The 13,136-nt window shown below is 46.0% G+C and carries 11 protein-coding genes and 1 tRNA gene; 6 read left to right on the top strand and 6 right to left on the bottom strand.

The annotated features are described in order from the left end of the window. The 4 genes from OSCI_RS00890 to OSCI_RS00870 all read left to right on the top strand — a co-directional run. On the top strand, window positions 1-2,926 hold a 2,926-nt coding region (locus OSCI_RS00890), incomplete at its 5' end, for a response regulator (protein WP_052638517.1). 114 nt (window positions 2,927-3,040) lie between these two features. Further along, window positions 3,041-3,577, top strand: coding sequence for a hypothetical protein (locus OSCI_RS31815; protein WP_007352947.1), 537 nt, complete (start codon window positions 3,041-3,043; stop codon window positions 3,575-3,577). Between the two features lie 37 nt (window positions 3,578-3,614). After that, the gene (locus tag OSCI_RS00875) at window positions 3,615-4,274 is read left to right on the top strand and encodes a hypothetical protein (protein ID WP_234708682.1); all 660 of its coding nucleotides are present in this window, start codon (window positions 3,615-3,617) and stop codon (window positions 4,272-4,274) included. Window positions 4,275-4,344: 70 nt separating this feature from the next. Further along, a tRNA-Gly gene (locus OSCI_RS00870) sits at window positions 4,345-4,415 on the top strand. Between the two features lie 312 nt (window positions 4,416-4,727). Here the strand turns inward: OSCI_RS00870 and OSCI_RS00865 are convergent. Further along, the gene (locus OSCI_RS00865; RefSeq protein ID WP_019487290.1) at window positions 4,728-5,828 is read right to left on the bottom strand and encodes a tetratricopeptide repeat protein; all 1,101 of its coding nucleotides are present in this window, start codon (window positions 5,826-5,828) and stop codon (window positions 4,728-4,730) included. Window positions 5,829-5,947: 119 nt separating this feature from the next. On the opposite strand from OSCI_RS00865, the gene OSCI_RS00860 reads away from it, so the two are divergent. Then, window positions 5,948-6,274, top strand: coding sequence for a YbjQ family protein (locus tag OSCI_RS00860; protein WP_007352943.1), 327 nt, complete (start codon window positions 5,948-5,950; stop codon window positions 6,272-6,274). Window positions 6,275-6,338: 64 nt separating this feature from the next. Here the strand turns inward: OSCI_RS00860 and OSCI_RS00855 are convergent, their stop codons facing one another. The 5 genes from OSCI_RS00855 to OSCI_RS00835 form a co-directional block, all read right to left on the bottom strand. Next, entirely contained in the window at window positions 6,339-7,499 is a 1,161-nt protein-coding gene (locus OSCI_RS00855; protein WP_007352942.1) for a pentapeptide repeat-containing protein, read from the bottom strand. Between the two features lie 476 nt (window positions 7,500-7,975). After that, on the bottom strand, window positions 7,976-8,641 hold the full coding sequence (locus OSCI_RS00850; RefSeq protein ID WP_007352941.1) for a V4R domain-containing protein: 666 nt from the start codon (window positions 8,639-8,641) through the stop codon (window positions 7,976-7,978). A gap of 148 nt (window positions 8,642-8,789) precedes the next feature. Beyond that, window positions 8,790-9,260 (bottom strand): phycobilisome protein, encoded by a 471-nt coding sequence (locus tag OSCI_RS00845; protein ID WP_007352940.1) that lies wholly within the window; start codon window positions 9,258-9,260, stop codon window positions 8,790-8,792. 231 nt (window positions 9,261-9,491) lie between these two features. Next, a complete protein-coding gene (locus OSCI_RS00840; protein WP_007352939.1) occupies window positions 9,492-9,758 on the bottom strand; it encodes a hypothetical protein in 267 nt (88 codons plus the stop codon). Continuing rightward, the gene (locus OSCI_RS00835) at window positions 9,755-10,453 is read right to left on the bottom strand and encodes a V4R domain-containing protein (protein ID WP_007352938.1); all 699 of its coding nucleotides are present in this window, start codon (window positions 10,451-10,453) and stop codon (window positions 9,755-9,757) included. Before OSCI_RS00835 ends, OSCI_RS00840 begins: the two co-directional genes overlap by 4 nt. Before the next feature lie 718 nt (window positions 10,454-11,171). Between OSCI_RS00835 and OSCI_RS00830 the strand changes: the two genes are divergently transcribed. Further along, window positions 11,172-12,977 (top strand): caspase family protein, encoded by a 1,806-nt coding sequence (locus OSCI_RS00830; RefSeq protein ID WP_007352937.1) that lies wholly within the window; start codon window positions 11,172-11,174, stop codon window positions 12,975-12,977. Window positions 12,978-13,136: the final 159 nt, after the last annotated feature.

The following is a 13,136-nucleotide window of genomic DNA, read 5'->3' as shown; positions in this document are numbered from 1 at the left end:
AGGAGATGGGGAAGCTAAATCTTCCGAGTCCTCCCTATCTTCCTCTCTCCCAGTTTCCCCCTCTTCCTCTTCCCTCTCCGCCGACATTTTGCCGCTTTTAGTTTGGGAAACTCTAGATGTAGAGGTGATCCAAGATGCTCAAAGCGATGAGCGGGTACAGAGCCCCGAAAACTGGGAGCGGAAGCAGGCTTACTCGGCTGCGAATATTTGCACCAGCTTAATAGTGCCACTGTTTTATCAAATGGAACTAATGGCAGTACTGGCGTTACATCAGTTTGAGGATTCCCGCCAATGGCAAGATCATGAAGTGCAGTTAGTCATTACTGTTGCTGACCAAGCCGCTTTAGCCCTTTCCCAAGCGCGGGCCTACGAGCAAGTTCGAGCACTAGCAAAACGAGAGGCCCTTGTTAATACCATCACCTCAGCGATTCGCTCCTCTCTTGACCCGCAAAACATCTTTGCCGCTATTACCCAACAGTTGGGACAAGCACTGCATATTGATGGCTGCGCCCTGTCTCTGTGGACAGAAGATGATGAGTACGTCCAGTGCGTGGGGCTCTACGATGCAACGATGAATGCGGTGGCTGTAGGAGAATTTGCCGAAGGACACAGGCCCTCAAACACTCAGGACGAGATCGATCTCAGCGAACCCGATCTCCCATCCTTGAGTGTTGCTCCTTATTCTCTGCCTCAGTCAGTGGTACCGATTCGAGGTAATCCGGTGTTGCAGCAAGTGATGTTATCGAAACAACCAGTAGCGCTGGGAGATCTCAACGAACATCCTGAGCTCAATGTGACTGAATTGCCGCTGCGATCGCCTGCACGAGCTTTACTGGTAGTCCCTCTCATCTCTGATGGCAAGATTATCGGTAGCATTTCCCTCCGTCAAAATCGATCCACCCGCCGCTGGCTTCCCTGGGAAATCGAGCTGGCACAAGTAGTCGCCACCCAAGCATCTCTAGCAGTGCAACAATCGCGCCTCTATCAAACTACTAGGCAACAGGCGGAACGACTGCTGGAAGCAGATCGCCTCAAAACTGAATTTTTCCAAAATATCTCTCACGAGTTCCGCACGCCGCTAACTTTAACGATTGGGCCTCTGGAGTCAGCAGTCAGTTTGAAACAGGATTTACCTTACGAACAAGCTGCGATCGCCCTCCGCAATTCCCGCCGCCTGCTACGGTTGGTAAATCAATTACTTGATTTGCAACGCCTTGATGCTGGTAGGATGCAGCCGAGTTTTCGCCCTACTGACCTAGTAGGATTCTGTCGGAGTACCGTTGAATCCTTCCGGCCCTATTGCGAAAAGAAAGGTATCAATCTTATTACTCAATTGGAGAATTGCCCTCCCCTATATTTGGATATTGAAAGGTTTGATAAAGTTCTTTATAACCTTCTATCCAATGCAATGAAGTTTACCCCGTCAGGAGGAAACATTACTATCAGCTTAAGTAATGTCAGTTCGCACTGTTTGCTTCAGGTCAAAGATAGTGGTATTGGCATCCGCACTGAACAAATTCCCTACTTATTTGAGCGCTTCCGTCAAGCTGAAGGCTCTGCTTCTCGCTCCTATGAAGGTAGTGGTTTAGGGTTAGCTCTCGTTAAGGAACTCGTGGAACTGCACGCAGGTAAAATTTCCGTAGAATCGGTTTATGGTGAAGGCTCTACTTTCACGGTTTGGCTGGTTAAGGGCACGACGCATTTGCCCGCAGATCGCTTGCTAGAAGTGCCTGCTGACTTTCACTCTGCTAAGGCGGCGGTGGAATTGGCGGATGTGGAGACAGATATGTTTGAGGAAGAGGAAAAACTAGAGACATTTATTCCCAGCGATTTAATTAAAGCCGAAGATAAATCCGAAAAATTGCCTACTGTGTTAGTGGTTGATGATAATCCAGATTTGCGGACTTATGTAGCAAGAATTTTACGGCAAGCTAATTTTTCTGTGGTACTTGCTCGTAATGGAGCTGAGGGGTTAGAAATGGCGAAAAGTGACGACCCGGATGTAATTGTGACAGATTTAATGATGCCTGTGGTGTCTGGTTTAGATTTGATTCGGATGATTCGTGAAGATGATGTGCTCAAGGGTACACCTGTAATTTTGTTGACAGCAAAGGCGGATGAAGATACTAGAATTGAGGGAGTAGAACGGGGAGCGGATGCTTATTTGTCTAAGCCTTTTAATGACCGGGAACTGTTAGCTGAGGTGCGAAATTTGGTGGCACTGAAGCAAAATGAGCGCCGGGTGCAGCAGTTGAATACTTATTTAACTGAGTCAGTGTTAGGTAGGTTTTTGCCGCCTTCGATGGTGAAGAAGGCGGCGGCGGGGGAATTGAGTTTAGATTTGCGCCCGGAACCGCGTCTGATTACGATTTTATTTAGCGATATTGTGGGTTTTACTGCTTTGGCAAATACCTTGCGATCGCGCCGAGTAGCTGAGTTATTAAATGAGTATTTGGCAGCTATGACTAAGGCTGTGTTCAATAATGGCGGTACGGTGGATAAGTTTGTCGGGGATGCGGTGATGGCTCTTTATGGTGCGCCGGAGGAGTTGACTCCTAATGAGCAAGTGCGCCGTGCGGTGGCTTCGGCTCGGAGTATGCTTTTGGCTCTGGATGAGCTAAATGAACGCTGGCAAGAACAGGGCCTTGTGGGAGTTAATGATGTTCCTTTGGTGCGTTTCCGCTGTGGGATTCATCAGGGTACTGCTGTGGTGGGGATGTTTGGTAGTGAGGAGCGATCGGATTATACGGCGATTGGGCCCAGCGTGAATATTGCGGCGCGTCTGCAAGAGGCGGCGGAACCAAATACGATTATTGTTTCGGCGGCGGTGGCGGATTATTTGGATGAGGATGAGATTGTTAAGTACAAATCGCTGCAACTTAAGGGGATTGATGAAACTGTGCTGACTTTTGTAGTGAAAAGATAGTTGGAAGAAGGAAGAAGGAAGAGGGAAGAAGGAAGAAGGACGTTAACAGTTAACGGTTAACTGTTAACCGTTAACTGTTAACTGTTAACTGCAATATTTATTACTTATTTTCCTATGACTAGAACGCTTTATAAGAAAAATTTTACTTTCCAGCGCCGCTCTGAGTCGCCGATGTTATCGATGGCTGCGCTTTTAGGTTCTGTTGTCTTACACGCAGTGGCTTTCTGTTCGATTCGTCTTGGTGCTGTTGATTCTGTGCATACGGTTGAGAAGGAGCCTGTATCGGTTGAGTTGATTGAACTTCCTCCTATTGTAGAATCTCGTAAGCCTGTTTCTGGGGTGGTAATTAACAATAAAATATTGCCGCCTATAGCTACCAAGCCGATAACTAGCAAGGGTACTATACCTGATGCTCAAGTCATTGCTAAGTCTCAGAATAAGGTAGCTGCAAAACCTGCTGCGCGATCGCCACAACCTAAACCAGTACCTAAACCCACTCTAGCTGTAAAACCTGCTGCGCGATCGCCACAACCTAAACCAGCACCTAAATTAACTGTAGCTGCAAAACCTGCTGCGCGATCGCCACAACCTAAACCAGCACCTAAACCTGCTGTAACTCCAAAAACCTGCTGCGCGATCGCCACAACCTAAACCAGCACCTAAACCCAGTGTAGCTGTAAAACCTGCTGTGCGATCGCCACAACCTAAACCAGCACCTAAACCCAGTGTAGCTGTAAAACCTGCTGTGCGATCGCCACAACCTAAGCCAGCACCTAAACCTGCTGTAACCCCAAAACCTGCTGTGCGATCGCCACAACCTAAACCCACTGTAACTCCAAAGCCTGTTGTTGTGCGAGCGGGTTCTGTAAGAGCAATGCCTTATCCACCACCTAGTTTAGGCGATCGTAAACCTGCAACGCCAACACCACCCGTACCTTCACCAAAGCCTCAACCCTCTGGGAGTCAGAATAACGGCGGTGTGATAGCAACTTTTGATTTAGGTAGCATTCGCAGCGGAGAAAGAGATATCCCAGACCAACTCGCTAAACCAGTACAAAATCAGAGGCAATTTTCGCCTGTTCTCGATCCCCTGCAAATTGGTCTGATTTCTGGTTCTGCTTTAACTTTTGAAGTGCTTGTCGAAATTGATGAGAAAGGAAAGCTTACTATTATTAGACAAGTAAATCCAGTTGAAGATGGCACTCAAGGGCCGTCGGGAGCTAAAACCTTTGATTATCTAAGTTTTGCGAAAGAATTGCTCAAAAATTGGCAATTTCAAGCCGCCCACTCTGGCGGTCAAGCCGTATATTCAGAACTGTGGTTAAGACTAACAGTGAAAGCTCTTTAAGGTCTAGATTAGGAAATTTTTCAGATTACTTGCACTTTTGGGAAATCTGTGTTATGGTATTTAAGTCTGTGCGGGTGTAGTTTAGTGGTAAAACTTTAGCCTTCCAAGCTAATAATGCGGGTTCGATTCCCGCCACCCGCTTCTAAATTAAGAAATGAGTAATACCTTCTTTAAGCCTTGGTTAAGGTGATATTTGTCTTGAGGTAGTTATATGTTGTATGATATAGTAACCGCTTTCGTTGGTTAGGGCAAATCCTAGTTTATGCCAATACCTTACATTCCGTTAAGGGTGAGGAATGTAGGTTACATTACCAATTATATCATGTCCGGTTAAATACTTGTCATTGTTCGCTGTGCGAAGCAATCGCAAGGTTTTGAGATTGCTTCGCTTTGCTCGCTTTTGACAGATCGTAAGTAATTTGCCGGACATGATATTAGCCATTAACCATTAGCCTATTTGAGTTGTTGCAATATTTCCTCAGTTTTTTCTAGCTCCTCAGTTTTCCCTTGTTCCTGATAAAGCTCGCGAGCTTGCTCAAAAGCTGCGATCGCCTCAGATTTCCGTTGTTGCGCTAAGAGCCCAACGCCCAAATTATAGTAAGCATTCGCATTTTCTGGATCTAAATTAATCACGCGGCGAAAGGTAACAATTGCGGAAAAATAATCTTCTTTTTCCAGTTGAATCTCTCCAATAGCTGCGTGTGCTTCAATTAAACGCGGCTTTGCCAGCACTGCTCGCTGATAAGCTGTTAATGCCCCTTCAATGTCATTCTGAGCCTTCAATAGCGTTCCTACCTCAAACTGCACTTCAGCATTGCGAGGTTCCAATTTGGCTGCTTGTTCAAAAGCTGCTATACCTTCTGAGGTATTGCCGTTGCGGAGCAATGCTGTCCCCAGTTTAAGCTGCACTCCTGCTTGCTTGGGAGCGAGTTGGGCAGCTTGTTGGAGTACCTGCACGGCGTTGCTATAGCGCCTCTGCTGAAGCAATACCATACCCAGTGAGGAATAGGCTTGCCAGTTTTTGGAGTCGAGAGCGATCGCCTGTTGGTAGGCTCGAAAAGCTCCGTTGTAGTCTTGCTGCTGGAATAAGGCAACACCGAGGCCGAGGTAGGCGTTGATGTTTTTGGCATCCAGTTGAGTAGCGCGGCGGTAAGCGGTGGCGGCGGCGGGATAATTTTCTAAATGAGCCAAAGTGAAGCCTAAAGCATACTGAAAATCGGCGTTATTGGGGTCAAGGGCGATCGCTTGTTGATAAAATTCCGCCGCTGCTTGGAAGTTACCCTGGCGAGCCTCTAAATAGCCAATACCGGAGAAGATGCGCGGGTTTTTCGTATCTAAGCGGGCGGCTTGCTGATAAAGTGCGATCGCTTGAGCAATTTGTCCAGAGTCAACTAACTCCCGCCCTTTGCGGAGGAGTTCGTCGAGATTTTGAGCTATTTGAGGATTAGCTTGAACTAATATTTCGGCAGCAAGGACAAGTGGTGGCGTTGCTGTGGTGAAGACTAGCGCCAACAAGGTACTGACTGCCAATAGAGTTTGTTTGTACACGGCCATGCTGTTCTAAAGATTGTTGAAATTGGTGTGTGACCGATCTGGAATCTTTGAGCTGCAAGATGTAGTTCCTCTACAGAGTTCCATCAGCTCAAGATTTTTGTGTTTGAGGATAACAAAGGATGATTGTAACAACAACTGATATCATTCACGGTGCAGAGGTTCATACCTACTTGGGGATTGTCACCGCTGAGGTAGTCTATGGAACTAACGCCCTGCGGGACTTCTTTGCAGGAATTCGCGATATTATTGGCGGCCGGACTGGCAGCTATGAAGAGGTATTTAGGAAAGGGCAACAAGATGCACTGGCTGAGTTGGAACAACGAGCCAAGCGGCTCGGAGCTAATGCTGTGATCGGTGTTGAAATTGACACAGGGACAATTAATGTAGATAGTTCCGGGGCTTTGTTGTTGATTACTGCTGTTGGCACTGCTGTTAAATTGCGGTAGGTAAGAGGCTTGTCTATAGATAGTTAACAGTTAACAATTAACTGTTAACTGTTAACTGTCAATTTCAGTTATAAGTCTTACCATTAGGCAAAATTGCTCCAATTAAGTTAGCGCCCCTCATATCTGCCTCCGTTAGAATCGCTCCTCGCAAATTAGCTCCCATTAAATCGGCTTTGCATAATTTTGCTCCAGTCAGGTTAGCATTACTTAAGTTAATGTTGCCCATACGAGCACCGATAAAGTTAGCTTTCATCAGACAAGCATCACTCAAATCAGCTCCACAAAGATTAGCATCGCTGAGATTAGCTTCTATTAAATAAGCACCGCTGAGATTAGCTTCACTCAAATATGCGCTCGCCAAATTAATCCCAGTTAACAGCTTCTTACTTAAATCTAAACCCCCAAGATCCGCTCCGCTGAGATTAATTCCACTGAGGTGACAACCGTGCAAAACTATCTTTCTGAGGTAAGTCTTGCTCAAATCAGCCTTACTTAAATTCGCTCTAGTCAAAATAGCTTCACTTAAGTCTGCTTCCCCCAAACTAGCCCAATTTAGGTAAGATTCAGTAAGGTCAGCACGTCTAAGGTTAGCTTTTAAAAGATTCGCTTTCGTTAAGTCGGCGCGAGTCAAGTTCGCTCCAGCTAAATTCGCCCTAGCTAACTCAGCCCCGCTGAGGTTGGCATCAGTTAAGTCTGCATCTTTGAGGTTAGCCTGAGTTAGGTCTGCATCGTTTAGTTGAGCTTGAGAAAGATTAGACTTAATTAAATAGGCTTTACCAAGATTGGCATCATTGAGGATAGCTCCGCTAAAGTTAGCAGCGCTCATATCTGTACCCTTCAAATTAGCTTTGCTCAGGTTGGCTGTACTCAGATTAGCCCAATTCAAATGTGCTCCCGTTAGGTTAGCTCCTGTTAGGTTAGCTCCCGTCAGATTGGCTCCGCTCAGACTTGCTCCTACCAGGTTAGCTCCGCAGAGATTTGCCCCGCTCAGGTCGGCTTTACTGAGGTTGGCACGGCTGAGATGAGCTTTACTGAGGTCAGCTTCGCTCAGATTTGCCCCAATTAGGTAAGGTCTATTCTGTTGTTCGTTGATGTTTGCCAAAACGAGGGTAGGGGTATCGCCACTGTGGGAATCGACCACGCTAAGCACGAGCCCTCGCAGGTTTGCCCGCTTGAAATCTCTTTCACCTTCTGCATATCGCTTTAGCAGTTCAGTTGCATCCATTTAGACCTCCGCAGGGGACTTCAAGTCTACCCATAGAGCAGTAGGTTGGATAGACAGGGTAGGTTTTTTGTATCTCTTTTGCTAAAAACACATTAATAAAGTAGTTTATCCCAGCTTTGAGCGTGGTAGTAAAGGTTAAAGCTCTATTGGATGCAACCCGCTTATTTATGATTTTAATATATATTTTATAATCTTTCCCGCAATTATGTCATATTTCTCAAACTTAACCATATTAATACATAAATTTATTCAAATCTTTATAGCGAGTAATGCCCACTAGCCTTAAACTTTATTTATACAAACTTGAGCTGGATTTATCAGGATATCGATCGATCTGCTTAATTATGAGACAGTTGGCTGGACTTGGGGTCTAAACTGTATTTGAGCTATTGGGGATCGCTAGATTCCGAGGGGCAACCACAGGGAGATTGCCCCTAGAAAGCGAGTTAGTAAGACACAGAGATTGATGCGATCGCTTAAGAGCGTTTTTCACACAGGCGTGTAAGGATGGTTTCGTGGTCTTGACCTTGTTCAACCATAGCCTCCGCTGGTTGGAGGCGATCGCTTAAGCCTAAAATAAAATGGTTACACTCAGCACCCATAGACTCGCAAGTAGTTTGCACGCAGTAAAGGTCTCGACCTGTTAGTTGAGTAAAAAATGCGCTCAAAATACCAGCTTCTAGAAAACATACTGGACAGTTCCACTTAGGAGCTTTTTGAGCAAACATGGATTTAGTAATTTTTACAATCAAAAAGCCCTGTTCGGTATAGCTGGGATCGAGGTCAAATGTCCCCCAGCCGTGAGTTTTCCAGCACTGTTGGAGACACTGAACGAATTCCACCATTTCCATTTCTGAAAGAGGTTTGCCGTAGTATTCGCTAACCTCCTCACAAAAACGAGCATAGAAATTTTTGCCCCACCACCGTCCGCAGTTAAATAGAACTAGGCGGGAGGCTTGACCCGTTTCTTGTTCCAAGCCACTATATATAGCTTGAATAAATGTTTCTGGGAGTGCTAAAAGACGATCTCCCCGACGATTTTCGAGCAAACCAAGTTCCAAGTCACCCCGGACATAGGCATCGGTTGCAAAGTAATTTCCGGGGAGGCGAGGCTGTGTCAGTAATTCGGCAATATTAATCATTGTTAGTGGTTAGTTGTTGGTTACTAATGGCTAATGGCTAATGGCTAATTGCTAATGCCTAATGGCTATTAGGCCTTACCAAAATAGTTGATGCTTGGTCTAAGAATGGTTGCAATATGGCTAATGGCTAATGGCTAATTGCTAATGGCTAATGGCTATTAGGCCTTACCAAAATAGTTGATGCTTGGTCTAAGAATGGTTGCAATATGGCTAGTGCTTGTTCCGAAAGCAGTTCCTTCAAACGAGCCTGTAACAGCTTCAAAATAGTTGCCTCTATCTCTTGGCTTTGGTGAGCTTGCACTATACCAGAGAGCCAATCTAACAATCGTTCCTTTAGAAACACCGAGTCATTCAGCAACATAGCCATAGCACAGTGACGCAAAGCTAGAAGCCAATGTGTAAGGGAGCGCTCTAAGTTTTCCTGTTTCTCTTGGGGAAAAGTTTCTTGTAGCTGATTGGCAATAGGTTGGAAGATAGCTACTTCCTTATCCCGCAAAAATTCGTAAACTTTTAAACGCTGGGCTAAGGTTGCCGCATAACGTTTAAAAATTGCGAGTTCTTCGTTTTTGAGAAAGCGGGTTTCCGCGTGATCCAGCAGCGCCTCAATCTCAGGGTGCATGATTTTAAAAAATTGGTAATTGGTGATTGGTAATTGGTGATTGCTAATGGCTAATGGCTAATGGCTAATTGCTAATTGCTAATGGCTAATGGCTAATTGCTAATTGTTAGCTGTTTACAAGCCATTGGCTATTTAGCTATTAACTATTTAGCTGTTAACTATTGGCTATTTAGTTATTTAGCTATTTAGCCATTACCCATTAGCTATTAGGGATTAGCTATTAGCCATTAGCTAGAATAAATCCAGTAAATCATCAAGAGTAACCTCTCCTGATTCAGAACTAGGAATTACTGCTACGGGCAAAGGAGCCGGCATTGCGCCGACTTCGGGGATGCCTTCCCAAGAAATTGCCCGAAAAAAGTCTCCTACTGACGAGGTAAAACTCAACTTTTGACCAGTAGCAGAGCCATTTTGGGTTTCTAGGGATCTTCCTAGCCAGTTGCAGTTACCAAAAAAATCTTGGACTGATTTTTGCAACCAAGAATTATCAGTTTTCATCGCAATCTTTCCCCATTTTGCAGCCGCCTTTGAATATCTCGTGCTGTTGCACCTTCGTTAACCCAGAAAGCAGCAGCGTCTATTTTATCGGGATTGCCTAAGAGAAACTTGCAGTAAGTTTCTCCCATTGAGTAGCACTGAAGTTCAATGCAACTCAGTGGTTTTTTTACTAAAGCGCCGAAAAAACCCGCAAATAAACCAGCATAGATGTGACAGACTGGTTTACCTACATCGCCCAAGGTACGAGCAACTGCGGAGTCAAACAGGTTGATGAAGATGCACCCGTGTTTGCGATCGCTCATATCTACTTCCCATCGGCCCCAACCTTGAGCTGTAAAGGGCCACCACCAAGTTTCTAGTAAAAACATTAAGTTTGACTGGCGGACGTTGTGTCCAAACTCCTCTCCAAACCATTTCTGGAAATATTCTGAATCTAGAGTACCCCACTGGCAGCCGATGGTGTACATGATCACTGACGAAGCAGGGCCGACTTCTTCTTCAAGTCCCTCTACTAAGCCAATGATGAAGTCTTCGCTGGTAAAAATATTACGAGATGCGTTCCAGTCAGCGATCGTACCGCCTTGGGGGTCAAAAGCAAAAAAATCCTTAAACCTATAATGGTTGTGGCTTTTAGGATATAGCTGCTTAAGGGTCGGTTGGGGGTTAGTGACTTCTTTTTTATCGGCAGCGATCATTTACACAATACTCCTGTTTGATGTAACTTGTTCAACATCGGGTGAAAATGGCAGAGCTATTTTGGCAAGGCTAAGATGACACTGGTGCTAGGCTCAGGAAAAATCGGGGCCAGGAAAAAGCTTCACTTGTTTCGCTGCGGTTAGAATTTCGTTATTGCTGCGTAAGTCTTGGCTAAGATAGTTTATTTCCCGGCAATATTGAAGATACTTCCGGCAATTACCCAAGACACCCCATTTTTTCCTGCACTGCTGTGTACCTTAAATTATCAGTCTTTTGAGCTTGCTTGAGTAGGTCGGCAATAAAAAACTAAGCTATGTAACGAAACGTAAAATTTTTGGATTTCGTTAGTAGTTGCGCTTTAGCGCTAAAACGCAACTACTAACGAACAATGATTTACTTGGGCCGACCTACTTACTAAGTAGGAATCAGCAAAGAATCATCATCACGCACCCATATATAATCTAACCTTTTTAAGCAAGTCCTAATCAAATTTCTCCCTAAGCTGGCTGCTAGATATAGCAACCGCCAAGGGGGTTAGGAAGTTCTGAATTCGATTCTATTCCCTTGTTCCCTGTTCCCCTTGTTCCCCTTCTTACCCTAGCCCTGAGCATCGTAGCCCCTAGACCCTAACTGCAAGGTGACAGCAGTATCAACCACAAGCAAGCTATGTGCTATCTTTTTTGCAGGCTACCCACTATATTATCTAGGGCATATGGGATGAAACATCACGCTTGTATTGCAATTGGGATTAATCAATATCAGTTCCTCCAGCCATTGAGTTATGCCCAAGAGGATGCAGAGGCGCTGCATGGTTATTTGGTTGGCGAAGCTGGTTTTTCGCCGGAGATTAGCCTGTCACTAACTGACTCCTCGCCGACGAGCTGGGGTAACTCAACTTATCCCAGCCGGGAAAATATACTCAAACTCATAGATAGCTTGTGTTTGGAGCACTTGCAAAATGGAGATTCGGTCTGGTGCTTTTTTAGCGGCTACGGTGTCAGTTATGAAGGGCAAGACTATTTAATGCCTATAGATGGCAATCCTGCTGACGTTTTGGGTACGGGGATTGCGGTGAAGTCTCTGTTTGAGAGCTTAAAGAGGGCTCCGACAGATACGGTGTTGGTGCTGCTGGATATGAATCGCAGTCAGAGTGTGAAGGCGGGGGAATCGATTGGGACTCAAACGGCGGAGTTAGCTCGCCAGATGGAAATCCCGACGGTGCTTTCTTGTCGCCCAAATCAGGTTTCCCGTGAAACTTCTGCTCTGCGGCAAGGGTTTTTTGCGGCGGCGCTGTTGGAAGGGTTGCGCTCTGGACAGTGTACGACTCTTAAGAGTTTAGATCGGTTTTTGAGCGATCGCCTGCCTCAGTTGTGCGACCACCATCTACGGCCCAAGCAGGAGCCGTTAATGGTGGTGCATCCTCCGGGAAAAGTTAATCAGGTGATTTATCCAGATAGCCCTCAGCTAATGGCGGCGGCAGCAGTTGGCCGCAATGGCAGTATGAGTGCTGGGGCGATCGCAGAGGCGCAACAACAGCCGCAAATGCTTGCTACTGCAATTAATTCTCCTGGGCCGCAAAGCCGCGACGAAGGTGGCGATTTACCATTGACTCCGCCGCCGCCACCGCCTAATTCTGCTCAGGGGGGAGGCGAAGGTACAAACTCGGTGACACCTGCAAATTCAGAAGCTGCCATGTCTGACAAATCGTTTTTGCAACAGCTAATTTTATATAGTGGAGTTACGGCGCTGGCACTGCTGATCGGTGTTTTCCTCACCAACAGGTCAGTATTTCTCGGCCGAGGCGACGGTACAAAGCAACCAACTCAGACGGCCCAGAATGGTGCTCCTCCGACTGTGCCAATGGGGATTCCCTCACCGGTCAGTTCTAATCCGGGGGCGGTACCAGAACCTTCTGCTCAGGCGCGGCTAGACACGGCGAGGGTGTTGCTGAAGGATGGCTCTGCTTCTAGTTTTAGTAATGCGATCGCCAAAGTCCGTCAAGTTCCTGCTAATGACCCCATGTACCCACAAGCTCAGGAGGACATTGAACGCTGGAGTTTGACTATTTTGGATATTGCTAATGGACGTGCCGGACAGCAAAATTTCCAAGGGGCGATTAATGCGGCTAAACTTGTACCAGCTATAAATCCGCCGATTCGCAATCAAGCGCAGCAGGCGATCGCTCTTTGGCAAGGACTGGCTAAGCAGCAACAGACTAATGATGCTCTGTTGAAATCGGCTCAGAAACAGATTAAACGAGGTGTAGCGTCTTCTTATAGTAAGGCGATCGAGCAAGCTAGTCAAATTAAATCCGGTCAACCGAAGTATGAGGAAGCTCAGAAGTCGATCGCGGAGTGGAGCGATACGATTTTGAATATTGCTCAGTTACGCGGGAGCCAAGGCCGACTTAGCGATGCAGTGGAGGCGGCTAAGTTGGTGCCATCGGGGACAGCGGCTCATGCTAATGCTCAGAAGGCGATCGCAACTTGGAAAGGTAAACTCCAAACTCAGAAAAAAGGTTGATTATCTTTCCCAAGGAATTTCTGAGATACTCTTATTTCTCCCCTTACTTCTCCCCTGGTAAAGAATGAGGGGGAAATTTTTTCCTTCTTTCTTCTCCCCCTTCCCTTGTAGGGAAGGGAGTTGGGGGATTAAGTGAGCGATAATAAAAGTTTAGATCCG

It is taken from the genome of Kamptonema sp. PCC 6506 (assembly GCF_000180455.1).
Taxonomy (GTDB): domain Bacteria; phylum Cyanobacteriota; class Cyanobacteriia; order Cyanobacteriales; family Microcoleaceae; genus Kamptonema; species Kamptonema formosum.
The sequence above is the reverse complement of the archived record's forward strand: the minus strand, read 5'-3'. Positions and strand labels throughout refer to the sequence as shown.